The sequence below is a fragment of the Pseudomonas marginalis genome (assembly GCF_024169655.1).
GTDB classification, from domain to species: Bacteria; Pseudomonadota; Gammaproteobacteria; order Pseudomonadales; family Pseudomonadaceae; genus Aquipseudomonas; species Aquipseudomonas paraveronii.
Genome location: NZ_JALJWV010000001.1, coordinates 2,740,670 through 2,765,015, shown reverse-complemented (window position 1 = coordinate 2,765,015; position 24,346 = coordinate 2,740,670). Strand labels below are relative to the sequence as shown.

The 24,346-nt window shown below is 62.2% G+C and carries 24 protein-coding genes and 1 pseudogene; 1 reads left to right on the top strand and 24 read right to left on the bottom strand.

Features of this window, described 5'->3' with window-relative positions:
- Nucleotides 1-60: 60 nt before the first annotated feature.
- The 22 genes from hypE to J2Y83_RS12385 all read right to left on the bottom strand — a co-directional run bounded on the left by hypE (nt 61) and on the right by J2Y83_RS12385 (nt 20,357).
- Nucleotides 61-1,128: a hydrogenase expression/formation protein HypE gene (gene hypE / locus J2Y83_RS12490; RefSeq protein ID WP_253395580.1), complete on the bottom strand. Its 1,068-nt coding sequence runs from the start codon at nt 1,126-1,128 to the stop codon at nt 61-63.
- Complete coding sequence (gene hypD / locus J2Y83_RS12485; RefSeq protein WP_253395579.1) at nt 1,125-2,261, bottom strand: hydrogenase formation protein HypD; 1,137 nt, start codon at nt 2,259-2,261, stop codon at nt 1,125-1,127. The genes hypE and hypD overlap by 4 nt, the downstream gene beginning before the upstream one ends.
- Entirely contained in the window at nt 2,258-2,491 is a 234-nt protein-coding gene (locus J2Y83_RS12480; protein WP_046383288.1) for a HypC/HybG/HupF family hydrogenase formation chaperone, read from the bottom strand. The genes hypD and J2Y83_RS12480 overlap by 4 nt, the downstream gene beginning before the upstream one ends.
- Nucleotides 2,482-3,645, bottom strand: coding sequence for a Kae1-like domain-containing protein (locus tag J2Y83_RS12475; RefSeq protein WP_253395578.1), 1,164 nt, complete (start codon nt 3,643-3,645; stop codon nt 2,482-2,484). Before J2Y83_RS12475 ends, J2Y83_RS12480 begins: the two co-directional genes overlap by 10 nt.
- The gene (gene hypB, locus J2Y83_RS12470; protein ID WP_373423748.1) at nt 3,638-4,651 is read right to left on the bottom strand and encodes a hydrogenase nickel incorporation protein HypB; all 1,014 of its coding nucleotides are present in this window, start codon (nt 4,649-4,651) and stop codon (nt 3,638-3,640) included. The genes J2Y83_RS12475 and hypB overlap by 8 nt, the downstream gene beginning before the upstream one ends.
- 23 nt (nt 4,652-4,674) lie before the next feature.
- Entirely contained in the window at nt 4,675-5,022 is a 348-nt protein-coding gene (locus tag J2Y83_RS12465) for a hydrogenase maturation nickel metallochaperone HypA/HybF (protein ID WP_253395577.1), read from the bottom strand.
- Nucleotides 5,015-6,097: a HoxV gene (locus tag J2Y83_RS12460; protein WP_253395576.1), complete on the bottom strand. Its 1,083-nt coding sequence runs from the start codon at nt 6,095-6,097 to the stop codon at nt 5,015-5,017. The genes J2Y83_RS12465 and J2Y83_RS12460 overlap by 8 nt, the downstream gene beginning before the upstream one ends.
- Nucleotides 6,094-6,597, bottom strand: coding sequence for a [NiFe]-hydrogenase assembly chaperone HybE (hybE, locus tag J2Y83_RS12455; RefSeq protein WP_253395575.1), 504 nt, complete (start codon nt 6,595-6,597; stop codon nt 6,094-6,096). The genes J2Y83_RS12460 and hybE overlap by 4 nt, the downstream gene beginning before the upstream one ends.
- On the bottom strand, nt 6,584-6,814 hold the full coding sequence (locus J2Y83_RS12450) for a rubredoxin (protein WP_219806718.1): 231 nt from the start codon (nt 6,812-6,814) through the stop codon (nt 6,584-6,586). The genes hybE and J2Y83_RS12450 overlap by 14 nt, the downstream gene beginning before the upstream one ends.
- A 7-nt stretch (nt 6,815-6,821) precedes the next feature.
- Nucleotides 6,822-7,715: a hydrogenase expression/formation protein gene (locus tag J2Y83_RS12445; protein ID WP_253395573.1), complete on the bottom strand. Its 894-nt coding sequence runs from the start codon at nt 7,713-7,715 to the stop codon at nt 6,822-6,824.
- Nucleotides 7,712-8,194 carry a hydrogenase gene (locus tag J2Y83_RS12440; RefSeq protein ID WP_253395571.1) on the bottom strand — a complete coding sequence of 161 codons (483 nt, stop codon included), beginning with the start codon at nt 8,192-8,194 and terminating at the stop codon, nt 7,712-7,714. Before J2Y83_RS12440 ends, J2Y83_RS12445 begins: the two co-directional genes overlap by 4 nt.
- Nucleotides 8,191-8,565 (bottom strand): HypC/HybG/HupF family hydrogenase formation chaperone, encoded by a 375-nt coding sequence (locus tag J2Y83_RS12435; protein WP_253395570.1) that lies wholly within the window; start codon nt 8,563-8,565, stop codon nt 8,191-8,193. Before J2Y83_RS12435 ends, J2Y83_RS12440 begins: the two co-directional genes overlap by 4 nt.
- Nucleotide 8,566: 1 nt before the next feature.
- The gene (locus tag J2Y83_RS12430) at nt 8,567-9,202 is read right to left on the bottom strand and encodes a HyaD/HybD family hydrogenase maturation endopeptidase (RefSeq protein WP_253395568.1); all 636 of its coding nucleotides are present in this window, start codon (nt 9,200-9,202) and stop codon (nt 8,567-8,569) included.
- Nucleotides 9,203-9,222: 20 nt separating this feature from the next.
- On the bottom strand, nt 9,223-9,906 hold the full coding sequence (gene cybH / locus J2Y83_RS12425) for a Ni/Fe-hydrogenase, b-type cytochrome subunit (protein ID WP_253395566.1): 684 nt from the start codon (nt 9,904-9,906) through the stop codon (nt 9,223-9,225).
- A gap of 61 nt (nt 9,907-9,967) precedes the next feature.
- Complete coding sequence (locus J2Y83_RS12420) at nt 9,968-11,824, bottom strand: nickel-dependent hydrogenase large subunit (RefSeq protein WP_253395564.1); 1,857 nt, start codon at nt 11,822-11,824, stop codon at nt 9,968-9,970.
- 6 nt (nt 11,825-11,830) lie between these two features.
- A complete protein-coding gene (locus J2Y83_RS12415) occupies nt 11,831-12,931 on the bottom strand; it encodes a hydrogenase small subunit (RefSeq protein WP_253395562.1) in 1,101 nt (366 codons plus the stop codon).
- A gap of 436 nt (nt 12,932-13,367) precedes the next feature.
- Complete coding sequence (locus J2Y83_RS12410) at nt 13,368-14,423, bottom strand: HoxN/HupN/NixA family nickel/cobalt transporter (RefSeq protein WP_253395560.1); 1,056 nt, start codon at nt 14,421-14,423, stop codon at nt 13,368-13,370.
- Between the two features lie 201 nt (nt 14,424-14,624).
- Nucleotides 14,625-15,950, bottom strand: coding sequence for a PAS domain-containing sensor histidine kinase (locus J2Y83_RS12405; RefSeq protein WP_253395558.1), 1,326 nt, complete (start codon nt 15,948-15,950; stop codon nt 14,625-14,627).
- A 5-nt stretch (nt 15,951-15,955) separates the two neighbouring features.
- Nucleotides 15,956-16,411, bottom strand: coding sequence for a nickel-responsive transcriptional regulator NikR (gene nikR, locus J2Y83_RS12400; RefSeq protein WP_253395556.1), 456 nt, complete (start codon nt 16,409-16,411; stop codon nt 15,956-15,958).
- A 12-nt stretch (nt 16,412-16,423) separates the two neighbouring features.
- Nucleotides 16,424-17,881 carry a nickel-dependent hydrogenase large subunit gene (locus J2Y83_RS12395; protein ID WP_253395554.1) on the bottom strand — a complete coding sequence of 486 codons (1,458 nt, stop codon included), beginning with the start codon at nt 17,879-17,881 and terminating at the stop codon, nt 16,424-16,426.
- 8 nt (nt 17,882-17,889) lie between these two features.
- Entirely contained in the window at nt 17,890-18,894 is a 1,005-nt protein-coding gene (locus J2Y83_RS12390) for a HupU protein (RefSeq protein WP_253395552.1), read from the bottom strand.
- Entirely contained in the window at nt 18,891-20,357 is a 1,467-nt protein-coding gene (locus tag J2Y83_RS12385; protein ID WP_253395550.1) for a sigma-54-dependent transcriptional regulator, read from the bottom strand. The genes J2Y83_RS12390 and J2Y83_RS12385 overlap by 4 nt, the downstream gene beginning before the upstream one ends.
- A 224-nt stretch (nt 20,358-20,581) precedes the next feature.
- Here J2Y83_RS12385 and J2Y83_RS29855 point away from each other — a divergent pair.
- Nucleotides 20,582-21,058, top strand: a pseudogene (locus J2Y83_RS29855) (MCP four helix bundle domain-containing protein); the annotation flags it as partial.
- 14 nt (nt 21,059-21,072) lie between these two features.
- Here J2Y83_RS29855 and J2Y83_RS12375 read toward each other — a convergent pair.
- Nucleotides 21,073-22,551, bottom strand: a complete 1,479-nt coding sequence (locus J2Y83_RS12375; protein ID WP_253395546.1) for an APC family permease — start codon at nt 22,549-22,551, stop codon at nt 21,073-21,075.
- Between the two features lie 87 nt (nt 22,552-22,638).
- Nucleotides 22,639-24,132: an aldehyde dehydrogenase gene (locus tag J2Y83_RS12370; RefSeq protein WP_253395544.1), complete on the bottom strand. Its 1,494-nt coding sequence runs from the start codon at nt 24,130-24,132 to the stop codon at nt 22,639-22,641.
- Nucleotides 24,133-24,346: the final 214 nt, after the last annotated feature.

The following is a 24,346-nucleotide window of genomic DNA, read 5'->3' as shown; positions in this document are numbered from 1 at the left end:
CAACGCATGGCAGCATCCTCCAGTTGCCGCCATGCGTTGCTGATTCAAGGTCTCAAGGGCTCAGCAGATTCTCGGCAATTGTTCACCCGACAACCAGTCCACCACCCTGCGCCCGCCGAATCGGGTCTGCATCTGCACAAAACCGTGCGCGTCTTCAAGCACCGTGCCGATACGCACCGCATGTTCGCCCAAAGGGTTGCGGCGCATGCAGTCGAGCAGCGGCTGGGCGTCTTCTTCGGCGCAGATTGCGATCAGCTTGCCCTCGTTGGCGATGTAGAGCGGGTCCAGGCCCAACAGTTCGCAGGCGGCTTCGACCTGCGGCTGCACAAGAATCGCCGCTTCGTCCAACAGCATGCCGACGCCGGATTGGCCCGCGATTTCGTTCAGCGTGGTCGCCAAACCGCCTCGGGTCGGGTCGCGCAGTACGCGCAGGCCGGGAGCGACCGCAAGCATCTGCGCCACCAAACCATGCAGTGCCGCACTGTCGGAGAGAATTTCGGTTTCGAACGCCAGCCCTTCTCGCTTGGACATGATCGCCACGCCGTGTTCGCCGATGCTGCCGGACACCAGGATCGCATCGCCGGGACGTGCACGATGCCCGCCGGTGTCGACCCCGTTGGCGATAATGCCGATGCCGGTGGTGCTGATGAACACGCCGTCGCCACTGCCGCGTTCCACGACTTTGGTGTCGCCTGTAATGATCGGCACCCCGGCGTCACGGGAGGCGCGGCCCATCGATTCGACGATGCGCTTGAGCTCGGCCAGGGCAAAGCCTTCCTCGATGATGAAGCTGGCTGAGAGATAAAGCGGCCGTGCGCCGCCCATGGCGACGTCGTTGAGGGTGCCATGCACAGACAAGCTGCCAATGTCGCCACCGGGGAAAAACAGCGGCGACACCACGTGTGCGTCGGTGGCCATGACCATGCGTTCGCCGGGTTTGAGTTCGACGCTGAAGGCGGCGCCGTCGTTGCCCTGGCGCAACCACGGGTTGTCGAACGCAGCAACGAACAGCTCTTCAATCAGTTGCGCCGAAGCACGACCGCCAGCACCGTGGCCCATATCGACCACGCCGTCGCGAAAATTGAGGGGGCGTACATAACCGCGTTTTACGGGAGAGCGGCCGGTCATACTGCAACAACCTCGATGTCTTTATAGCGCCCGTAGGCATAGTGAGCGGCGCAGGCGCCTTCGTTGGAGACCATGCACGAACCCATGGGGTTTTCCGGGGTGCATACGCTGCCGAACAGGCGGCAGTCGGTGGGCTTTTTCTGGCCGCGCAGGATCGGCCCGCATTCGCAGGCTTTGTTATCGGCCACGGCGCGGTAATGCAGATCGAAGCGTTTTTCTGCATCGAAGGCGGCGAATTCCGCACGAATGCGCAAGGCGCTGAACGGCACCTCACCAAGCCCGCGCCATTCGAAGCTCTCACGCAGTTCGAAGATTTCGTCCATCAATGTCAGCGCGGCGCTGTTGCCATTGCGGCCCACGGCGCGGACGAATTCGTTTTCGACCTCGGCGCGCCCGTCGTTGACCTGACGCACCAACATCAAAATCGCCTGTATGACGTCCAGCGGCTCGAAACCGGCAATCACCACCGGCTTGCGGTATTGGCGGGCAAACTCGGCGTAGGGTTCCGAGCCAATGATGATGCTCACATGCGCCGGGCCGACAAAGCCGTCCAGTTCCACCGCCGCCGCATCTTGCCCGGGGGCGGCAAGGATATGCTCGATGGCCGCCGGGGTCAGGACATGGCAGCACAAGACGCTGAAGTTTTTCAGGCCGCGAGCGGCGGCGTCGCGGATCACCAAAGCGGTCGGCGGCGTGGTGGTTTCGAAACCGATGGCCAGGAACACCACCTCACGCTCGGGGTTGGCCTCGGCGATTTTCAGCGCATCGCTGGGCGAGTAGATCATGCGGATATCCGCGCCTTGGGCCTTGGCGCGCAGCAGCGAGAGGCCACCGGACGCCGGCACGCGCAGGGTATCGCCATAGCTGCAGAGGATCGCTCCGTCCTCCAGCGCCAGCTTCACCGCCAGGTCGATACGCCCAATCGGCAAGACGCACACCGGGCAGCCGGGGCCGTGGATCATGCGCACATTGGCGGGCAGCAAATCGCTCACGCCGTAACGCGATATCGCATGGGTGTGGCCGCCACAGAACTCCATAAAGCGGTATTGGCGTTCAGGCTCGACTTCGTTGCGGATGCGCTCGGCAATGCGTTGCGCCAGTTCGCCGTCGCGGTATTCATCGATGTACTTCATAGGGCTTCCGGTTGCAGGCGGTCCAGCTCTTCGAACATGGCCAGGGTCCGCTGGGCTTCTTCGGGGTCGATCAGGCCGAGGGCGTAACCGACGTGGACGATCACGTAGTCGTCGACCTGGGCTTGCGGCACCAGCGCCAGGGAGATTTCCTTGCGGATACCGCCCAAGTCGACGAGCGCGTTATCGCCGTCGCGCAGTTCAATCACGCGGGCGGGAATGGCTAGGCACATGCTTGGGATTCCTTCAATGGCAGAGCGGGTTGGCGCTGCGGGTCGCGCCAGTGCGCGGCAACCCAGGCTTGACCCAGGGCCAGCCCGGCATCGCCGCAAGACACGGCCTGCGCGCTGAAAACCGCTAAGCCCTTGGCGGTCAATCGTTGCGTGAGCCGGGCACTGAGCAGGCGATTGGCAAAGCAACCGCCCCCGAGCAGCACCGGCAGCGTGGTGGATTGGCGCTCGATCCAGTCGGCGAGCGCGGCGGCCAGCGTCAGGTGAAACAGCGCCGCGCCCTCCGCGCTGCGTGCGCCGTCGGCGAGCTCGAACAGACGGGTCAGCAGCGGTAGCAGATCGAGCACGCCGTCAGCGCGGATCTGCCACAGGCCGTCGATGGCGGGCTCGGCGTGGGCTGCCAGGTATTCCGCGGCCAGACGCTCCAGGGCAATGGCCGCTTCGGCTTCGAATTGTTGACGCACGCTGATGCCGAGAATCCCGGCAGCGGCATCGAACCAGCGTCCAGCGCCGCTGCTCGGCGGGCAGTTGAGAGCGCGCGCGAGCATCTGCGCAACAGTGTTGGCGCTTTGTTGACCGACCAGCGGCCCGAGCCGCCTGAGGATTTCAGCGTCGCGCCCCAGCAGATGCAACGCCGCAGCGGCCAAGCGCCAGGGTTCGCGGGCGGCCACATCGCCACCGGGCAGCGGCAGTGGCAATAGATAGCCGAGTCGGCGCCAGGCATCGCTGGCCACCCAGAGCAACTCGCCGCCCCAGGCCGCGCCATCGCTGCCAAGGCCGACGCCGTCCAGCGCCAGGCCGAGTACCGGGCCGTCGAGGCCATGTTCGGCCATCAACGCGGCAATGTGCGCGTGGTGATGCTGCACGGCTACGGCGGGCACGTTGAGTTGTTCCGCCAGCGTCACCGCCAGTTGCGAGCTATAGAAATCCGGGTGCAGGTCGTGGGCGATGGCCTGCGGCGTGACGTCAGCGCACGCCAACAGCGCGTCCAGCGACGCCGCCAGGTCCAGGCAGCTTTGCGGGTCGCCCAAGTCACCGTGCAGCGGCGACCACAGCACTTGATCGCCTTGCACCAGGCAGGCGGTGTTCTTCAGCCACGCGCCACAGGCCAGCACCGGCGGCCAGACCTGCGCGCCGGGCAGTTTTTCGCTACGCATGCGGGGCCTCCGTCTGACCTTTGAGGCGGGCCAGTTCAGCTTCCAGTTCGGCGATGCGCGCGGCGCGTCGGTCACCCTCGGGGGCGCCGGCCAGCAACCAGTCGAGCCAGGCATCCAGCCCGGTGCCGTCGCGGGCGCTGAGCTGGATGATCTGGATCTGCGGGTTGACCTGTCGCGCGTAGTCCAGGCAGCGCTGCACGTCGAAATCCAGGTGCGGCAACAGGTCGATCTTGTTGAGGATCATCAGGCGCGCGGCGGCGAACATGTCCGGGTACTTGAGGGGTTTGTCTTCGCCCTCGGTCACCGACAGGATCGCCACTTTGCCCGCCTCGCCCAGATCCCAGAGCGCGGGGCAGACCAGATTGCCGACGTTCTCGATGAACAGCATGCCGGCCGGCTCGCTGGCGTCATGGGCGCGGTGGCTGTGTTGATGCTGTTGAGTATGAACGTGGGCGTGCGGCTGCGGATCAACGTGGCTATGCACAGGCGACTGATGCGTGTGACCGGCGGCGTGCAGCGCGTCATGCAGCGGCAGGCGGCTGTAGGCTTCGGTGATCATCCGGGCGTCGAGGTGGCAGCCTTTGCCGGTGTTGATCTGGATCGCAGGTACGCCGGTTTCGCGGATGCGCTCGGCGTCGTGACGGGTTTGCTGATCGCCCTCGATCACCGCCAGCGGCAAGTCGGCGCGGCGCTGGCGCAGGGCCATGAGGGTGCTGCACAACAGCGTGGTCTTGCCGGAACCAGGGCTGGACACCAAATTGAGGGCCAGTACGCCGTGGGCGGTGAAGTTTTCCCGGTTGCGTGCGGCGTGCCGGTCGTTTTCGCCGAGTATGTCTTGCTCCAGGCGGATGGTGCGGGCCTGGCTCATGCCGGGCACTGAAACCCGCGCCTCGCCCGCGCCATAATGCAGGTCGCCGGTAGCGTCGACCCGCACATCGCTATCGGTGGCTGGCGCTTCGGTCTTGTCGTGTGAATGTCCGGTTCCGCAACCGCAGACGACGCACATGGTGTACCTCCAAAATCAAACGATTAATGATCCTCGACCTGCAGGTCGAGGATGCGCAGTTCAGTACCGCCGGTAGGTTGCAGCCAGAAGCCGCCGCACTGCGGGCAGCCAGCGCCGCGCTCGGTCAGCGGCACGCTGATGGCGCAATCCAGGCACCAGGCCTGGCCCGGGGGTTGTTCAATATCGATTTGCGCACCGGCCAGCAAGGTGCCTGGCGCCAGTGCTTCAAGGGCAAAACGCAGCGCCTCGATTTCAACGCCAGCCAGCTTGCCGGCTTCCAGGCGCAAGCGGCTGACCCGCACGAACGGATCGCGCCTGGCCGCCGCCTCGACGGCGCTGAGAATGCCGCCCGCCAGACTCACTTCATGCATGAATAATCTCCTCGCTCGGTGCGGCTTCAAGCTCGAGGGTGAAGCCGATGCACGGGTCGAAAGCCGCGATCAACAGTTCAGCGCGACGTCGGGTGCGCGGATCGCTGGCGGACAGCTTCGCCACCCCCTGGGCCAGCGCGCCTTGAGGATGAAGGTTCCATTCGGTCGGCGCGATGACCTGATAGTCGCTGATCAACACACCGGCATTCATTCGCTCCAGACAGACCCGGTGCAGCAGCAGACCACGCGAGGTTTCGCTCCAGGCCAACGCCTCGTTTGGCCCCAGCGCCAATGCGCCGAATGCCAAGCCACTGGGCTGTGGCAGCGAGAGCCGCGCCAGTTCGGCCAAGCGCGCCCCCAGGCGCAACCAGACGCTGGCGTAGCGTTGTGGCTCCACCTCGCGCTCGCGGGTCCAACTGCCCGTCTCACAGGGTAGCCCTAAGACCACCGGATGCAACGCGAAATCGCTCGCCTGCCGCAGTTGTTCGGCCACCGCGCGCAGCGCTTGGGTGTTGCCGGCCAGTGACAGGGCATGCACCGGCAGTTGCAAGGCGTGGGCCTCGTCGCGGCAATCGGCCAGGGCTTGCGCCAGCCAATGAGCGCTGCGTTGGCTCCAGTCATCGAGCGCGCTGAACGGCTCGGCGTCCCATTGTTCAAGCCATTGCGCCGCCGATTCGCCCAGCCAGGCCTGCATCGCCTGTTGCGGGGCGTGTTCCCAGGCATGCAGTTGGCTCAGATCGGGGCGCACCGGCGGGTTACCCAGCGACTGCGGCCATTCGAGCAGCATACGCCGCAGATGCTCGCGGCGGGTTTCGGTCTCCAGCATGCGCTGGGCGTTTGGGTCGATGGGTGTTTCGCCGTGCAGTGCGGTGTTGACGGCCAACTCGGCGGTCAAGCGATGCGCTTGCCCGCACAGGCTATAGAGCAACGGCAAGTGGTGCGCGGCGGTCTGTGGCGGCTGGCCGCGCAACAAAGTGGCGGCCAACGCCGGGCGGCTGCCGACAATGGCGGGCTGCTGACCGGGACGCACCCGCAACGAGCCGCTGAGCCGCGCCAGGGTTGCCGTGGAGGTCATTGCCCGCCCCCGGACGCGCGTCCGAACAACAAGCCACGGCGGCTGATGGCCGGGCGTTCGGGTGGGCGTTCGGGCGCGTCGCGCAACAACGCCAACACCTGTTCGGCGGTTTGCCGGGCCGCGTCCTGATCGGCGAATTCAAACATCGGTGAAAACAGCGAGCAGCTCTCGTAACCACCGATGCCCTCGCCCTCTGCGCCAATAAAGCTCAGGCACTGGCCGCCAAATTGATGCTCCCCTGATGCACCCTGGGCCAGGATTGTGCCGGTGTTCTCCGGCAGCCAGATCAGGTTCATGAACCAAGGCGTGATCAGAATGCCGAGCACTCCGGTGGCCGCGTTTTCCCCGGCGATTTGCGCGCTAAAGCCCACCGCCTCGACCACCAGTTGCTGATTGAGAAACGGCAACCCGCGCATGCGTGTGTCAGCGATGCCCTGGAAATGCGCGCACAGCGTTTGTGCCTGTTGCGCCGGGCAGTCTTGCCACTCAGACAGGTTCATCGATCACCATGAACTGCTCCGCATCGCCATCGCAGTTCGGGCAACGCCAATGCTCCGGCAATGCCGAGAACGGCGTGCCGGGCTCGATCTGCCAGACCGGGTCACCTTCGCGCGGGTCATATACCCACCAACAGATTTTGCATTCCAGGCGGGTGGCGTCGCTGATCCGGGCGTTGTCGCCGCCGTAGCTGCCTTCGAAGCCGGTTTTTTCGTTCATCGTGACCTCACTGCCCTTCGAACCACTGGATAACGTCTTCGAAGCGCTCCAGTGAGTCGGCCAGGTCTTCGGGGGCGGCGCAGATCACTTCCGGCAGGTCGGTGATCTCGATGGTGTCGAGGATTTGCGCATCCTGCGAGTTGAAGTACGTGATGCGCCAGCAGTTCTGGATCCGGGTGGCGCTGATCAGGCAATTGCCATAGCCACGGGCCAATGCGCGCACAGGGCCGGCGGGCAAATAGGTGTCGAGGAAGGCGATGTCTTGTTCGGACAACGGCAGTAAGGTCAGGTTGATGACATGCACCTGATCGCCGGGTTGCCAGTGTTGGCTGCGGTCTTGTACCTCGGTCAGGATCGCCGGGGCGTTCATGACGCCGAGCGGCAACGGGGACGACAAGTCGAAATCCGCGGGCCGAGCCGCAGCGCGAGCATTGCCGCGCAGTTGCGAGGGCGCGGCGCCCACTTCGACGTGATCGTAGCCCTGGCCGTAGATGCGCCATACGCCGGCGAAGATCGATTCCTGGATACGCAACGACGGCTGCGCGGCAATGATCGCGCTGACTTCACCCTCGCCCAGCAATTGGTCGAGCAGCTTGCGGTCGCCGATTTCCAGGCCGCTGAGGTCGACGCTTTGCGTGGGCAGGCCGTTATTGCAGTCGCGCAGGCATTGCAGCAACTGTTGCAATGCTTGCCGGGCGCCGGGCAGCGCCTCCAGCTCTTCAGGTTCGGGCAGCACCGGAATGCTATGGGTATACATGCCCTGAGGCATGCTGATGTATTCGAGCACGTCCTCGTCGTCAGGTTGCGAGCCGGGGCCGATATCCACCACAGGGATGTAGTTCAGCGGATCGAACTCCACGGCGTGGCTTTGCGCATCGCGGTCATTCAAATCGTGGTTCATTGGCAACCTCCGGGGGCGCTGACCGGGGCACCGGCAAGCAATGGAATGCGCGCATTGCTTTGGCTCACGGCACTGTCCGCCAGGCGCAGGTATTCGTCCCAGTCAAGCATGCCGCTGAAGGTGGTGACGTAACCTGCATCGCGCAGCCAAACCAGCGACGGCCAGCGGCGCACGGCAAAGCGCGCGGCGACGGCGTCTTCATCGGCGCGACTGACCACGCCCAGGCGCAGGGTCACGTGGTGGCGGCGCGCAATTTCCATGCGCAGTTCCGGCAACACCACGGCCACGTCCAGGCATTCGGGATGGCGTACCGGGTCACCGCACAGCAGCAACAGGCAGTCGCCGCCTTCGGCAAGCCAGGCGTCGAGGTTATCGGCGTCGATCCAGGTCGCGTCGAATTGCTCCACCAGCCGGCTGATCAAGGCCGGGATGGCGGGCGTCGCGGGAATGGGCGCCATAAAAACAGCGGAGTCGCTCATGTGGGGTCCTTGACTGACGGTTGAGGTGGGGTGAGCGCAGCAGGCTCAAGGGTTGGCGATGCGTGGCCGAGCAAGGCGGCCAGTTGCCCGGCGCTCATTGCCGAGGGCAAGCTGAAACCCGGCGCGCTGTCTGGCTGCGGGGCCGTGCCGAACAAAGCCGCTTCGAGCAGGCGCAGGGTTGCGTCGATTTCACCGGCGCGTTGGGCGTCGAGGCGTTCACGGGCGGCGTCGAGAAAGATCAACAGCCAGTCGCCGACCGCACACGGGCCGACGAGTGAGAGGTCGATGCGCCGTTCTTCGCCGTTGCGGTCGCGGCAGCGGGCAAAGCCCAACTCGGCCTCGATCACTTGCATGGGCAGTCCGATGCACATATCAGGCGCGCCTGGCGAGGATGCGTTCGTCGCCGATCCGGCAGGCTTGCTGTTCGGACGGACGTTCGTTTTCGTAGCGTTGCAGCTCAAGGTGCGGCAGTGTCACGGCCTCCTCACCGGTGAGCGGCGTAGCGCGTTTTTGCGGCGCCGCGCCCCAACTGTCGAGCACGCGCAGCGCCTCATCCAGCGCGCCTTCCATGGCGGCCCTGACGCTGGCGCGCAGGCTGCCGCCGTAGTCCATCATGTTTTCCGGCTGGCAACCGATCAGCAACACCCGTGTTGGGTAGTGACCGGTCAATTGCGCGAGCATCAGCACTTCCTGAAAGCCGGTCTGGTGCAGGCTGAGCTTTTTGATGCCGAGGAATTTGGGGACATCGTCGTCGGCGATGAACTTCAGCTCGCCAGGCGTGAGGTTGTAGTCCACGGCGTCGAAAATCAGCAGGTAATCGGCTTGCTGAACATGTTGGATCAAGTACAGGCCTTGCGTGCCGCCATCGATCAGCGCCACGTTGTCGGCGAACTCATAACGCTGTTGCAAGGCTTCGACGCAACGCACGCCGAAGCCTTCGTCGGCCCACAAAAGATTGCCGATGCCCAGCACAGTGATCTGCGGCAGTGTCGGTTGGAGAGGACTCATGGCGGTTTCTACCAATGTGGTCATTTTTTGAAGGTCTTGTAGCCGGAAATCATTGACCCGACCAAGCTCAGGCGCCCGTTGATTTCTTCGCGCACGGCGGCATAGATGTGGGACATGACGAATAGCACAATCACCCACATGCCCAAGTGATGCAGGACATGCACATTGTTGGATTGCCCCAGCAGCGGCAGCACCCAACCGAAGGTGCGTTCCTGCCACGAGCCCATTTGCGCGCCTTCGCCATACAGTGCAAAGCCGGTCAGGATCATGAACAGTGAGGTCAGCAGGAAGATGAAAAACATCGCGAAACGCGACAGCGGGTTGTGGCCGAACATCGGTGTTGGAGTAGGCCCGATGAACAGGTAGTAGCGCATCCAAGCGCTCATGTCGGCCCAGTACGCCTTGCTGGTCAGCGGCACCGAGAACAGTTCGCGGGCGTGGTGATTGCCCACCAGCGCCCAATAGGCGCGCCCGATCATGGCGATGGTGAAAATGTAGGCCGCGCTGAAATGCGCAAAGCGGATGTAGCCCATCACGAAATGCTCGCTGGCTTCGCCCGGCTGGGTCGCCAGCGGCGCGCCAATCAGGTAGCCGGTGATGGCCAGCACCACAATGCAGGCGGCATTGATCCAGTGCCACAGGCGCACGGGCGCCTCGTACACGTATTCCGACTGGTCGATGGGGCTTTGAGTAGGTTGGGTCATAGCGTCACCTTTGGATGGGCAGGCGCCGTAGCGCCTGCCAATTGCAGCGTTGAACAATCGATCAACTGACCTTGACTGTGCTCAACTCCGCGCCGTCCTCGCTCATCACGTGGGTGGCGCAGGCCATGCACGGGTCGAAGGAGTGCAACGTGCGCAGGATTTCCACAGGCTGATCGGGGATCGCCACCGGTGTGTTCATCAGCGCGGCTTCGAAAGCCCCGATCTGGCCTTTGGCGTCACGCGGGCTGCCATTCCAGGTGCTGGGCACGACGCACTGGTAGTTCTCGATCTTGCCGTCCTTGATCCGGATCCAGTGGCCCAATGCGCCGCGTGGCGCGGCAACGATGCCGACCCCTTTGGCTTCAGCCGGCCAGGTGGACGGGTCCCACTTTTCAACGTTGGCGGTGGCGCGGTCGCCGTTGCGGATGTTGGTCATCAACTCGTTCCAGTCGTCGACCATCATTTCTGCGCAGTACTCGGCTTCCAGGGCGCGGGTCAGGGTTCGGCCAATCGTGCTTGGCAACAGTTGCTTGGCACTCAGGTTGGTTTCCGCCAGGCCCAGGGCTTTTGGCAAGTCGTGGTTGACGGCTCGCAGCGAACCTTCCAGTTGCTCCTTGACGCGTTGGCAATGCGGGTTGCCTTTAAGGGCATGGGCATAGCCCAGGATGTAACGCGCCAAAGGCCCGACTTCCATGGCATGGCCGCGCCAGCGCGGCGATTTGACCCACGAATACTTGGCGCTTTCGTCGACTTCTTCGATGTTGGTGCGGGTGCCCTTGGTTTTCGCGCCCAGCTCGTAGTTCGGCTCGGTGATGCCGTCCCACGGGTGCAGGCCCTTGTCGTTGTCCGGGTAGTTGTACCAGGAGTGGGTCACGAACTCTTGCACTTGCTCGGGGTCGCGAGGGTCCACGGGGAGGATTTCGTCCCAGTTGCCATTGAGGATTGCGCCGCCCGGCAATTGGTTGGTGCTGTCGTCGTAATTGACCTTGGCGTAGGTGCCGTAGTCCATCACGTTGGTCGCCGACAACCCGCCGCCGTGCAGCCAGCCTTTTTGCTTGTAGATAGTGCCGATGGCCAGCACGTCCGGCACATACACGTTGCGGCAAAAGGTCAGCGCTTCATCGATGCGCGCCCGCACGAAGTTCAGGCGTTCCATATTCAACGGCGCACCGGCGGCCAGGTCGCCATCGATATTGATCGCGCAGGGCACGCCGCCGACCAGGTAGTTAGGGTGCGGGTTCTTGCCACCGAAGATGGTGTGGATTTTCACCCACTCTTTCTGCAAGTCGAGGGCTTCAAGGTAATGGGTCACGGCCATCAGGTTGGCTTCAGGCGGCAGTTGGTACGCCGGGTTGCCCCAATAGCCATTCATGAACGGCCCGAGCTGCCCGCTTTCGACGAACTTCTTCAGGCGGTTTTGTACGTCGCGAAAGTAGCCAGGCGACGACAAGGGGTGAGCCGGCGAAACGGTCTGCTGCAGTTCCGAGGTGCGCTTGGGGTCAGCCTTGAGCGCCGACACCACGTCCACCCAGTCCAGTGCATGCAAGTGATAGAAATGCACGGCGTGGTCATGGACTTGCAGCGTCTTGGCCATCATCTCGCGAATCAAGTGCGCGTTCGGCGGGATGCGAATGCCCAGCGCATCCTCTACCGAGCGCACCGAGGCCAGCGCGTGGCAACCGGTGCAGACACCGCAGATACGCTCCACGAATGCCCAGGCGTCACGTGGGTCGCGGCCCTTGAGGATGACTTCGAGGCCGCGCCACATGGTGCCGGTGGAAACGGCGTTGCGGATGACATTGTTGGCATCGAGGTTAACCTCGACGCGCATGTGGCCTTCGATACGGGTCACAGGGTCGACAACGATACGTCGGCCTGTGTTGTTGAGGTCGAAACCCTGAGTCGAATAGGTGCTCATTGGTGCTTATTCCTGTTTTGTCGCTGGGGCGTCGGGCGAGGTGGTGGGCGCCTTGCCGTTACTGGCGCGTTTGAGGGCGGTGACGGCGGCGTGGGCAGTGATCGCTGCGCCTACGGTGACGCCAGCAGCCAGGCCGATTTCATCGGCGTTCGCTTCAACGCCAAACTGGTTGATACCGGTCAGGTGCTGATAGAACGAGCCCTTGTCCCAGAACCCCTCCTCCGAGCAACCGATGCAGCCATGGCCGGACTGGATCGGGAAGCTGGTGCCGCCGTTCCAACGCACGGTCGAGCAGGCGTTGTAGGTGGTCGGGCCTTTGCAGCCGACTTTGTAAAGGCAATAGCCCTTGCGTGCGGCGTCGTCGTCCCAGGACTCGACGAACTGACCGGCGTCGAAGTTCGGACGGCGGTAGCACTTGTCGTGAATGCGCTGGCTGTAGAACATTTTCGGCCGGCCCTGACGGTCCAGCTCGGGAATGCGGTCGAAGGTCAGCATGTAGGTGATCACCCCGGTCATGACTTCGGCGATGGGCGGGCAGCCCGGCACTTTGATGATCGGCTTGTCGGTGATGACCTTGTGAATCGGCACGGCCTGGGTCGGGTTGGGCTTGGCGGCCTGTACGCAGCCCCAACTGGCGCAGGAGCCCCAGGAAATGATCGCCTTGGCATCGCGTGAAACACGCTTCAACTGCTCGACGAAGGGCTTGCCACCAATGATGCAACTCATGCCGTCCTGGTTCAGGGGCGGGTTGCCTTCGACAGCGAGGATGTAGTTGCCCTTGTACTTGGTCATGACCTCGTCAAGGATCGCCTCGGCCTGATGCCCGGCGGCGGCCATCAAGGTGTCGTCGTAATCCAGGGAGATCATCGACAGCACCACGTCCTTGGCCAGCGGATGCGCGGAGCGGATGAATGACTCCGAGCAGCAGGTGCATTCCAGGCCGTGCAGCCAGAGGACGGGGGTGCGCGGCTTGTTCTCCATGGCCCAGGCGATTTTGGGCATGAATGCCGGGCCCAGGCCCAGCGAGGTTGCGGTCAAGGAACAAAATTTGAGAAAGCTGCGGCGCGAGATGCCTTGTCTGCGCATCACCTCGTAAAACGTTTCCATTACTTTATTTCTCCTCCCCGCGAATGTTCTTCAACGGGGGCTGCACTCGGTGTGTTGGAAATCTGTGCCTGACCAGGTGAGTCAGGCGCCATGCCGTCGGCTACAAAGGCCATCAGTTCTATGGGGTGTTGAGGCTGCAGCCTTGGTCATGATTGCGACGGCGGCTGGAAACATGCGGATAACCCATGACGTTCAGTCATCTGGTAAGTACAAGACCTGTGCCATTTCGCCGCGGCATGGGTTAATTGTTCAATAATTAACTTATCTATATGTTTTTAAAGGATTTTTACTTTTTCACCGAGCACACTGATACACCTTGCAACAAACCCGAGATGGAATATTTGTTTCCACTATTTATGCAGCCTGGAAACCATGTGTCCGGCTTGGCAAGTGGCTGGCGAGAGAACCTCGCCAGCCACTGAAAGGAAGAGAAGGCTCAGGCAGGCGTCACGTCCAGGCGGTCGTAGCCTTTGAAGCGGTAGAACAACACGGAAACGGCCCAGGTCAGGATGAATATCCCGACGATCAGGTAGCCGATCATGCCGAAGTTGTCGGTCATCTCGGTGATGAAATCCCACACGCCGCCGTGCAGATCCCAACGCGCAGCAATCAGCCCGAGCACTTCCACCCCGCCCACCAGCAAGGCCACCAACACCGACATGGAGGTGATGGTCAGGTTGTAATAGAGCTTGCGTGCCGGGTTGACCAGTGCCCAGTGATAAGCCCCGGTCATCATCACGCTGTCGGCGGTATCGACCAGCGCCATGCCGGCCGTGAAGAGCGCCGGGAACACCAGAATCGACCAGATCGGCAGGCTCTGCGAGGCTTGCACCGCCGCAATCCCCAGCAGGCCGATTTCCGTGGCGGTGTCAAAACCCAGGCCGAACAGCAGGCCCAGCGGATACAGGTGCCAGGGACGGCTGATCAGCCGGAACAGCGGGCGCAACAGTCGGGCAATCGGGCCGCCGCCGGTGAGTATCGCGCTCATTTCTTGTTCGCCGATCCGTTCGCCGCGCCGTACTCGGTTAAACGCCTGGTACACCGAGCGCAGAATGAGCAGGTTGATCAGTGCCACCAGCAACAGGAACGCGGCAGACACCGAGGTGCCAATCAGCCCGCCGATGCCGTGAAAGGCTTCGATTTCGCTTTTGAACGCCGTGGCCGTGAGGGCGATGCCAAGCGAGGCAAGGATCACCACGGTGCTGTGCCCAAGCGAGAAGAACAGGCCGACACTCGCGGTTTGTCGGCCTTCCTGGATCAGCTTGCGGGTGGCGTTGTCGATGGCGGCGATGTGATCGGCATCCACGGCATGACGCAGGCCGAAGCTGTAGGCCAGAAAAGCGGTGCCCAGCAGCAGCGGATAGTCATGGAAGGCCGTGAAAGCCCAGGCCCAGGCCAGCAGGTTGGCAGCGATCAGGCCGGCGAAAATCGCCAGGACGCGACGCTTGAACGTCATAGGCGCAAGAGCCGGTGAAACAGGATGCAAGGGCATGCGAACTCCAGAAAGATGGGTTCAAGTATGAAGAAACTTAAAAACTTCATACAAACCCTGTGCCAGTTTACGTGCCGAGTGCCATTCAGGCGTGGTCGGGCGACGGTCTGGTGCTCGCAGAACATGGCGGCTGGACAGTGACTGTCCAGCCGAGCCGATAAGTGGACAATGAACTTCCAGCACCGGTGCTGGCTTATCGGCTCAGGCAAGCCCGGCTTCGGGCAGCGTCACGGTGAACTGCGCACCGCCCTCGGGGTGATTGGCAGCCGACATCCGACCGCCGCAGCGCTCGATGATGCCGTAGCTGATCGATAGCCCCAGGCCCGTGCCCTTACCCACGGGCTTGGTGCTGAAGAACGGATCGAACACCTGGCTCAGGTGCTTTTCTGCGATGCCCGCCCCATTGTCGCGTAAACGCAGCGTTACCCACCCCGGCTCCTGGGTCACATCGATCCAGACTGTCGGCAAGGCCTGGTTGGCCGCTTGCGCGGCATCGTAGGCGTTCTGCATCAGGTTCATCAGCACTTGCAGCAGTTGCCCGGCATTACCGCGCACCGGCGGTGTATCAACGGCCTGCCAATGCACCTGCAGATCAGGCGCGACGCCGCGACAAACCCAGTGGATGGCGCGCTCAATGACGTCATTGAGGTCGACCTCGCCCAGCGCTTCACGGTCCACGGCCGAGAAGCGCTTCAGGGCGCTGACGATGTCGGCGGTGCGTTGCGCGCCTTCCATACTGCCCTCGATCAACGACGGCAAATCGCTCAGCAGAGGATCGATGCGCAGCTGTCGGCGCAAGGCTTGAAGGCTGGCTTGCGACTCGCCGTCGTGGACCGCTTGCAGGTACTGCTGCAGGCGCTTGCCATAGCTGTCGAGCACATGCGCGTTGGCCAGCACAAAGCTGATCGGGTTGTTCAGTTCGTGGGCGACACCGGCCACCAGGCGCCCCAGCGAGGCCATTTTTTCCGCGTGCAACAGTTGTTGTTGGGTGCGCTTGAGCGCTTCGTGGGCCTCGTGCAATTGGCGATACGCGTGCTTGAGTTCGCCCAACGGTCGCCCCACCAGCACATGCCCGATAAAGCGCCCGTTGCCAGCGCTGCGCACGGTGCAACTGACATCCACGGGCACCGGCGCGCCGCTGGCGTCCCTGAAGTTGACCTCCAGCGAGGCGCTGGCGTTGGGATGGCGCAGGCTGGCGAGGGCCTGGCGCAATTGGGTTTCACTCTGCGAGTCGGCCAACAATGCATAGGCCGGGCTGCCGGACAATGACTGCTCATCACAGCCAACCAGCGTGCGCAGCGCGCTGTTGCTCTCTTCAATGCGCCCTTCGGGGTCGCAGGCCAGCAACACGTCGGACATCGACGACAGCAGCCCGGCGATGAACTGTTGCGACTGCTCCAGCTCGACGTTCTTCTCTTCCAGGGCGATTTCGTCTTGCACCAGCTTGGAATAGACCTCGTCCATCCTCGCGATGACTTCGATCCAGGCGTCTTCGTCGAGGCTGCCGGGTGGCGGTTTACGGGCCATGGTCGTCAGCTTTTAGGGTGCAGATGCAGGTGACTGTGGGCCTGCTCGTGGGTCGCATGCGGCTCCACCGGGATCAGGTTCAGCGAGCCATGGCGCACGCCGCGTTCGGCGCACACGCGATGGGCGAACTCGCGCACTTCATCGGACGAGCCCTTGAGCATCAGGCTTTCCAGGCAGTTGTCGTGATCCAGATGCACATGCTGACTGGCAATGGTCAGGTGATGATGCGCGTGCTGCAGGTCCATCACCCGTTCGGTCAGGGTGCGTGAATGGTGATCGTAAACGAAGCTCAGGTTGGCCACGCAATGCGGCGCCTGGCCTTGTTCCAGGCGCGCCTGTTCGATATGCCGCCGCAAAATGTCGCGCATGGCCTCGGAACGGTTGTGGTAACCCTGGTCGCGAATCAGTGCGTCCAGCTCCTCAGCGAGGCCACGGTCCAGGGAAATGGTCAGGCGTTCCATGGGATTTCCTTTTCAATGCACCGTGCAAACCATGCACGGGTCAAAAGAGCGAACAATATGTTGCACCGCTACCGGGCTTTTTTCGCCGGGCAACACGGGAGCACCCTGCAAGGCTTGTTCCAATGCACCGGGTTGGCCTTGGGTATCGCGTGGCGAGAAGTTCCAGGTGGTCGGGGCGATGATCTGGTAGCGCGAGATTTTCCCGTGTTCCACCTCCAGCCAATGCCCCAGCGCCCCACGGGCCGCCTCGGTCAGGCCGACTGCACGGCCTTTGTCGGGCAATGCGGCGGCACGGTAATACGGCTCGCCGGGGCGCAGGGCGATCAACCAGCTTTCCATCAGCGGCACCACTTGCGCCAGTTCCAGCAAACGCGCGAGCAGGCGCGTATAAACCGTTGCCGAGCAACGTGCCACGGCATCGCGCAGCAGCGGTTGGCCGGCGATCAACTGACGCGCAATGGCGCCGGTTTCCAGCACCGCGCCGGCCAGGCGCGGGGCTTTGTTCCAGGTATACGCGTCGGCTTTTTCCATCAGCGGCTGGGTTTGCCCATCGGCCGGGTGGCGCGGGCCGCCAGCGTCATCGAGCCAGGCATGCGCGCTGTCTTCGCGGATATCGTCCAGGTTCAGCGGCTGCGCACACTGGGTGACACCATTCCACAGGCCGCGCGGGAACACGCTCGAGCCATCGGCCCGCGGATACGCCCCGTAGGACAGATACAGCCCTGGTCCCGGCCCCAGATGCTCAAGCCCGGTATCCAGGGCGATGTGCAGAAATTGGCGGAAATCGCCCTGCCCCGGCGCTTCGGCGTGCCAGGCCCAGAGCTGGTTTTCGCTGGTGAAACCATTGATGCGCTCCAGCGGCGCGGCGAACAGCTCGGTTTCAAGAAACTGCCGAAACTCGCGAACGCGGGTCAGCAGGCGCAGGCGCTCGGCGGCATCAATGGCGCGAGTCGAGCCACCCGGTTGGATCGAGCCGGTGTGCGGCCACTTGCCGCCCAGTGTGCCGATCAAATCCAGCCAGCGTTTGCGCGCGGAAATCGCCAGGCGCTGCTGGCTGCCCTGCAGCGGGGTAAAGCGCGCCACCGCGTCTGGATACCAAGGTCGGTCGGCGTACACCGGGCGCACGAAATCCGGCATGAAAAACAAGTAGAAATGGCTCAAGTGATCGGCGAGGTTTTCGGTGGCGGCCATCAGGTTGAGTGCCAACAGACCGTTGTCCGGCGGCTGTACGCCGGCCAGCCCGGCCAAGGCGCGGGCGGCGGCGATCGATTGCGACACCGAGCAGATGCCGCAGATGCGTGGCGCGTAGGTCAGGGCATCGAGCGGTGCGTGTTGCAGCAGAATTTGCTCGAAGCCACGGTACATGGTGGCGTTGACCCGCGCCGAACGCACGCGGCCCTCTTCCACTTCCAGTTGTACTTCCAGATCGCCTTCAACCCGATTGAACGGGCCGACCACCAAACGTGACATGCAAACTCCTAACGGCGTGGGGTGCGTACCGACGGCGCGATCAGCGGGTGATCGGAAGTCGCATTCTGCTTGACGCGCTTGGGGGTGGCTGATTTGGACAGCGCCGACAGGGCGACGAACCATGCCTTGGGCATGTCGATGGGCAGCCCGATGGGAATGCCCGCCAGTTTCGGCGTGCGCTGAAAGGCGTGACCCGGTTCTTCGAAGCCCGGGGCGGTGCAGTTGATGCAGGCAAATCCACCACGGGTGCAAGAGCCTTCGCCATTCCATAGGCGGGTATTGCAGTCGCCGTGAGCCTGGGTGCCTTTGCAGCCGAGGTTTTCCATCATGCAGCCCAGGTCCGAGGGTTTTTCCGCACTGGCTTTGTATTCGTAGAACTCATTGCGCGTGCAGCCCTGATGCACCAGTTGATCGGCATAGAAACGCGGACGCCCGAGGATGTCCAGATCGGCCTCCTCGAACAACCCGGCGGCCAGCGCCATCAAGGTGTCGGTCACCCAGCCAGGGTGCGTGGGGCAACCGGCCACGTTGATCACCGGCAAGCCGCGCAACGAACGATAGTCGGCGCCCAGCAGACCGCCGCGATGCTCACCGTCAAATTGCAGGCCGCAGGCATCGGTCGGGTTGCTGCCCGCAGCGGTGATGCCGCCGTAGGCAGCACAGGTGCCGATACCCAAGGTGTATTGGGCCACCGCCGCGAGTTTGCGCACCCAGTCGATCATCGGCGCATCGGTCCCGGCCAGCATGTGAAAGCGCCCGGTGCCGTTCGGGCCGCGCAGCAATGAGCCTTCTATGCACAAGGCATCGAGCCGGGTGCGACCTTGCAGGCAGTCATTCAGGATATCCAGCACCTGATCACCGCTTTCAAGGGACAGCGATGGATGCCAGAGCAACTCGATCCCCGCACTGCGCCACATCGCGGAAAAGTCCTGGGTGTCGGCGCACAGCAAGGACATGTTGCAGCCGCCGCAACCGCCCGATTGCAACCACAGCACTCTGAATGGGGTATTCATCGGGCCTCCTCCAGGCCAAGACGGCGCAATTTCTGGCGCAGGCCCACGCGCGACAAGCCCAGTTCACGGGCAGCGTGGGTTTTGTTCCAGCGGTGACGCAGCAGCGATTCCTTGAGTATGGTCGCTTCGATAGCGTCCAGTTGTTCTTGCAACGTGCCCGTGGGTGGCGAGAGACGTATGTCGTTGGTGTTGCGCCCCTGGCCCTGGCCTTGCATGACGCGCCAGGAAAACGAATGCGCACCGATTTGCGCGCCTTCCGACAACGCGGCGGCGCGGTAGATTTCGTTGCGCAACTCGCGAATATTACCGGGCCACGGGTAACCGATCAGGCTCGCCAAGGCGTCGTCGGCAAAGTGCAGGTCTGGCAGGTCCAGCTCCAGGCGGGCATCGTCGAGCAGCTTTTTGGCGATGGGCATCAGGTCGGCGGTGCGCTCGCGCAACGGCGGCAAGCCCAGGCTGACCGTGGACAGCCGGTAATACAGGTCGCTGCGAAAACGTCCGGTGGCGACATCCTGTTCCAGATCGCGATGAGTCGCCGCGATCACCCGCACATCGACCCGTACCGTGCTGGAGGCGCCGACCGGGCGCAGCTCGCCTTCTTGCAAGACGCGCAACAACTTGACCTGAAAGGCCGGCGAGGTGTCGCCGATTTCGTCGAGCAGCAAAGTGCCGCCATTGGCACGCTGGAACAGCCCGATGTGATCCTGATGCGCGCCGGTGAAGGCACCGCGCTTGTGCCCGAACAGCTCGGACTCCAGCAAGGTATCCGGCAGCGCCGCGCAGTTCTCCATGACAAAGGCATTGCTCGCGCGCGGGCTGGCGTAATGGATGGCGCGGGCCAGCAACTCTTTGCCCGTGCCCGATTCGCCCAACAGCAGCACCGACAAATCATAGCGAGCGACCCGTGCGGCCAACTCACAGACGGCATCCAGCGGACCACCGGGGCTGCGCACGATGCGCGAGAAATCGAAGGTGTCGCGCACCCGCTCCAGCGTTTCCCGGCTGCGGCGGCGCAGCGCTGGCGTGCCGGCGCGCAGTTCCAGGTCCAGTCGCTGCATATGGTTTTGCAACGATTGGCTCTCGACCGCATTGCGCACGGTGTTGAGCAGGTTTTCAGGCAGCCAGGGCTTGAGCAGGTACTGATAGATACCGGCCTGATTGACGCCCGCGATGATGTCTTCCGAGTCGGTGTAGCCCGACAGCACGATGCGCACCACCCCCGGCCAGCGCTCGCGCACCTCCTTGAGAAATTCGATACCGCTGACATGGGGCATGCGCTGGTCGCAGAGGATCACCGCCACCACATGCTGTTCAAGAAGTTCACGTGCTTGCGCGGCCGACTCGGCCAGCAGCACCTGGAATTCCTGATCGAGTACCCGGCGCAACGATTCGCGCGAACGCAGCTCATCGTCCACTACCAGGATCATGGGCAAGTCGGATTGCGAGTCGAATGGGGAGGTCATTGAGTCAGCGAAAGGCAGATTATTGGTGTTCACTGCAACATTTTGTTGCAGTGAGTCAGGGCGTCGATGGTAGCACGGTGCCAAAAAGCCACGAGGCTTTTCCTATTTGGGAGGCCGCTGCGGGAGCTTTTTTGGGCGCCGTGGCTAGAGGGGCGTCACTGGATCAAATAGATGCATCCACGCGTTCACGGACTACGCGAGTACCGTCGGGACGACGTTACGGAATTGTTAGCAACAACATTGTCTCTATTTACAACACGGCTAATACCCGCGCGAATGCGTTGGCGTATTCCAGAAGCCTGCATGCTGCCCTGCTATATAAGTACGCTAACGCAGATTCGGCTAAATTTGAAGCTGCAGTGCAATCCATGTCCGAGAGCCAGAAGGAAGTTGAGCGACTCTTCAAGGAATATCGCCAAACGCCTCTTGCCAATGACGAGCGCGTGGCGGGTGATCAGTTCGAAAAAGACTGGCCAGCCTACCTGCAGGTGTCAAATAAAGTAATCGCATTGGCGACGGCGGGCAGTGTGCTGCTGAGTGCGCTGGATAAAATGCAGCAAAACCTGCGGACCACGGTAACAGAGATTGGCAGTGCTGCTGACCAATTGGCCTCTGCATCTGAAGAGCTGAACGCTGTCACGGAGGAAAGCTCACGCGGCCTGACGCGGCAGAATGATGAGATTCAGCAAGCGGCAACGGCAGGCCTTGCTGTCAATCAGCGCTTTTTCCAGGCATCAGAAGCTGGGGCCCTGCCCTTTTCATAGGGACGAAACAGGGTCATGTAGAGGGCACCGACGAGGATGACGATGGCACCGACCAGTACGATGCCGTAGTTCACGTACCAAGGCGCATCCGGGGTACGTGGCCAGGACATATTAACGATCGCGAACATGCCGTAGCAGAGGGCCGCGATGTTAACGACCCAACCCCAATGCCCCATGGTGAACTGGCCCTGGGGCCTCCAGCCACGGATACGAGCGTACAGCGCACCGCCGACTATCATCTGGAACGCCAGGTAGATACCGATGGCGGCAAAGCTCACCACCAGCGCAATCGCGTTCTGAAGGTAGAAGCCGACACAGACAATGATCGCCGGCAGCACGCCACAGACAATCAGGGCTGCGGTCGGGACGTGCGTCGTAGGCGAGAGCTTTTTCAACACATGACTGCCCATCAGCATTTCGTCCCGAGCATAGGCATAGAGCAGACGGCTGGCGGATGCCTGCAAACTCAGCACGCAGGAAACGAACGAGACCGTAATCACCGCCATGACTACCCGAGAGCCAACAGGACCGAACGCCGCGCCGAATATCGTCGACATAGGGTCCTTGTCTTGTCCGGAAATAACTGCGGCCATGTCAGGCACCGCCAGGATCAATGCCAACGCCGCAAAGATCGAGGCAGCGCCGCCGATCCAGATAGTCATCCGCATGGCTTTTGGAACCTGGCGGCTAGGATTTGGGGTTTCCTCGGCGACATCGCCGCAGGCTTCAAAGCCGTAGTAGAGGAACATCCCCGCCAACGAGGCTGCAAGGAAGGCTGGCCAATAGGCCCCATCGATGGAAATGTCAAACGTGTCGAACAATACGCTCAAGGGCTGATGGCGCTCGAAGATCAGTAGGTATCCACCGATCAACAAAGCCCCGACCAATTCGCAAAGAAAACCAAACATCGCCACCCGAGCCAACAGCTTGGTGCCACTGAGATTCAGGACCGTCGCCGTGGCCGTCAGAAATAGCGCGACCAACGTGTTAGTCACCGGCGATGACTCAAAACCCAGGAGATTGGCGATGTAGGGGCCAGCACCCAGCGCGACCGCGGCAATGGTGACGCAAAGAGAGATGGCATAGATCCACCCGACCATCCACGCCCACTTCTTGCCGACCAGGCGACGGGCCCAAGGATAGACGCCACCGGAAATCGGGTATTGAGAGACCACTTCGCAAAAAATCAGACACACCAGCATCTGGCCGAACCCCACCAGCAGGTAGGACCAAAACATCGGTGGCCCGCCGGCGGCCAAGCACAAGCCGAACAAGGTGTAGACCCCGACCACCGGGGACAGATAGGTGAACCCAAGGGCAAAGTTCTGCCACAGACTCATACTACGTTCGAAATTCGAGGTGTACCCAAGCGCACGGAGTTGCTCCGCATCCTGGTCCACAGCCACATTAGGACTGATTGAGCTGTTCATTCCAGCATCCTTCAAAAAGGAATTTGTTTTAGTCGGCGCTTAGCGGACGGCGCAATCCCGCCCGCAGCGCAGTTAACGAGCGTTGCTTCAGAGTTGTATCCAGGTGGCCTTGATCTCGGTGTACTTATCAAAGGCATGCAGGGATTTGTCACGGCCATTACCGGACTGTTTATAGCCGCCGAACGGCGCCATCATGTCGCCGCCATCGTAGAGATTGACCCAAACACTCCCGGCACGAAGTGCGCGGGCCATGTTGTGGGCTCGAGACAGGTCAGCCGTCCAGACGGCTGCTGCCAGCCCGTAAGGGGTGTCGTTGGCGATGCGTATCGCATCCTCGGCGTCGTCGAATTCGATGACGGACAGTACGGGACCGAAGATCTCTTCGCGGGCGATTTTCATCGAGTTGCTGACGTTGTCGAACACGGTTGGCTCGACATAACTGCCGCCGCTTTCTACCCTTGCCGCGCGCCCTCCCAGCAGTAGCCGCGCCCCCTCTACCTGACCCTCGTGGATGTACCGCAACACCCCGTCCAGATGACGGCCGTCCACCAGCGCACCAACGTTGGTATCAGGGTCGAGTGGGTGTCCTGGCTTCCAGCCCTTCATGGCCTCGACCACCATTGGCACAAAACGCTCCTTGATTGACGCCTGCACCAGCAAACGTGAACCGGCGGTGCACACCTCGCCCTGGTTGAAGGCGATGGCGGCCGCTGCAGCTTCGGCCGCCACCTGCAGATCGGGGGCATCGGCAAATACAATGTTGGGACTCTTGCCGCCAGCCTCGAGCCAGACCCGCTTCATGTTTGACTCACCCGCGTAAACCAGTAATTGCTTGGCCACTTGGGTAGACCCGGTAAACGCCAAGGTATCAACGTCACCGTGCAAGGCCAACGCCTTGCCCACGGTGTTGCCATAGCCCGGCAGAACATTGAGCACACCCGCCGGCAAACCCGCCTCCAGCGCTAGCTGTGCGATGCGGATAGCCGTCAACGGAGAACGCTCCGAGGGTTTGAGGATCACCGAGTTACCGCTCGCCAGCGCCGGCCCCAACTTCCAGGACGCCATCATCAGGGGAAAATTCCACGGCACGATCGTAACGACCACTCCAACCGGCTCGCGGGTAACCAGCCCGAGCTGATCGACCGAGGTCGCTGCCACCTCATCGTAGATCTTGTCGATTGCCTCACCACACCAGCGAATACTGTCAATCGTCCCCGGCAGGTCAACGGACAGCGCATCGGAAATCGGCTTGCCCATGTCCAACGTTTCCAACAGCGCCAGCTCTTCGGCATGGGCCTGCAGCAATTCGGAAAAACGCACCATCACGGCCTTGCGCATGGCCGGCGCCTGGCGTGACCAGACGCCGGACTCAAACGCCAACCGGGCGCTGGCTACCGCCAAATCGGCATCCACCGCATCGCAACTCGCCACCAGGGCAAGCACACGCCCGTCGATAGGGCTTATGCACTCGAAGGTCGCACCTGAATGGGCTGACACATATTCGCCATTGATAAAGGCTCGCCCTTCGATGCTCAGCGCCCTGGCTCTGGCGTCCCACTCTGATCGGGTCAACTGACTCATGGTTAAAAGTGCTCCTGGGTTCGGATGGATGCGATCTCAACTCGCTTAAACATATGGAACCATATCTTTTAATCCGTGAGAACCCCGGAAAAGCCAATTTAACGGGATTTTTTTGACTTTTTATGCGTTTCAATTCTATGATTCACGCCATAAACGCGCACAAAAACATATTAAATATGAAATAGAATTTTTAAAGAAACACACCTCCGGGTGC

Coding starts and splice junctions, on each gene's coding strand:
- hypE (WP_253395580.1), bottom strand. CDS start 1,128: ATGACCGGCCGCTCTCCCGTAAAACGCGGTTATGTACGCCCCCTCAAT.
- hypD (WP_253395579.1), bottom strand. CDS start 2,261: ATGAAGTACATCGATGAATACCGCGACGGCGAACTGGCGCAACGCATT.
- J2Y83_RS12480 (WP_046383288.1), bottom strand. CDS start 2,491: ATGTGCCTAGCCATTCCCGCCCGCGTGATTGAACTGCGCGACGGCGAT.
- J2Y83_RS12475 (WP_253395578.1), bottom strand. CDS start 3,645: ATGCGTAGCGAAAAACTGCCCGGCGCGCAGGTCTGGCCGCCGGTGCTG.
- hypB (WP_373423748.1), bottom strand. CDS start 4,651: ATGTGCGTCGTCTGCGGTTGCGGAACCGGACATTCACACGACAAGACC.
- J2Y83_RS12465 (WP_253395577.1), bottom strand. CDS start 5,022: ATGCATGAAGTGAGTCTGGCGGGCGGCATTCTCAGCGCCGTCGAGGCG.
- J2Y83_RS12460 (WP_253395576.1), bottom strand. CDS start 6,097: ATGACCTCCACGGCAACCCTGGCGCGGCTCAGCGGCTCGTTGCGGGTG.
- hybE (WP_253395575.1), bottom strand. CDS start 6,597: ATGAACCTGTCTGAGTGGCAAGACTGCCCGGCGCAACAGGCACAAACG.
- J2Y83_RS12450 (WP_219806718.1), bottom strand. CDS start 6,814: ATGAACGAAAAAACCGGCTTCGAAGGCAGCTACGGCGGCGACAACGCC.
- J2Y83_RS12445 (WP_253395573.1), bottom strand. CDS start 7,715: ATGAACCACGATTTGAATGACCGCGATGCGCAAAGCCACGCCGTGGAG.
- J2Y83_RS12440 (WP_253395571.1), bottom strand. CDS start 8,194: ATGAGCGACTCCGCTGTTTTTATGGCGCCCATTCCCGCGACGCCCGCC.
- J2Y83_RS12435 (WP_253395570.1), bottom strand. CDS start 8,565: ATGTGCATCGGACTGCCCATGCAAGTGATCGAGGCCGAGTTGGGCTTT.
- J2Y83_RS12430 (WP_253395568.1), bottom strand. CDS start 9,202: ATGAGTCCTCTCCAACCGACACTGCCGCAGATCACTGTGCTGGGCATC.
- cybH (WP_253395566.1), bottom strand. CDS start 9,906: ATGACCCAACCTACTCAAAGCCCCATCGACCAGTCGGAATACGTGTAC.
- J2Y83_RS12420 (WP_253395564.1), bottom strand. CDS start 11,824: ATGAGCACCTATTCGACTCAGGGTTTCGACCTCAACAACACAGGCCGA.
- J2Y83_RS12415 (WP_253395562.1), bottom strand. CDS start 12,931: ATGGAAACGTTTTACGAGGTGATGCGCAGACAAGGCATCTCGCGCCGC.
- J2Y83_RS12410 (WP_253395560.1), bottom strand. CDS start 14,423: ATGCCCTTGCATCCTGTTTCACCGGCTCTTGCGCCTATGACGTTCAAG.
- J2Y83_RS12405 (WP_253395558.1), bottom strand. CDS start 15,950: ATGGCCCGTAAACCGCCACCCGGCAGCCTCGACGAAGACGCCTGGATC.
- nikR (WP_253395556.1), bottom strand. CDS start 16,411: ATGGAACGCCTGACCATTTCCCTGGACCGTGGCCTCGCTGAGGAGCTG.
- J2Y83_RS12395 (WP_253395554.1), bottom strand. CDS start 17,881: ATGTCACGTTTGGTGGTCGGCCCGTTCAATCGGGTTGAAGGCGATCTG.
- J2Y83_RS12390 (WP_253395552.1), bottom strand. CDS start 18,894: ATGAATACCCCATTCAGAGTGCTGTGGTTGCAATCGGGCGGTTGCGGC.
- J2Y83_RS12385 (WP_253395550.1), bottom strand. CDS start 20,357: ATGACCTCCCCATTCGACTCGCAATCCGACTTGCCCATGATCCTGGTA.
- J2Y83_RS12375 (WP_253395546.1), bottom strand. CDS start 22,551: ATGAACAGCTCAATCAGTCCTAATGTGGCTGTGGACCAGGATGCGGAG.
- J2Y83_RS12370 (WP_253395544.1), bottom strand. CDS start 24,132: ATGAGTCAGTTGACCCGATCAGAGTGGGACGCCAGAGCCAGGGCGCTG.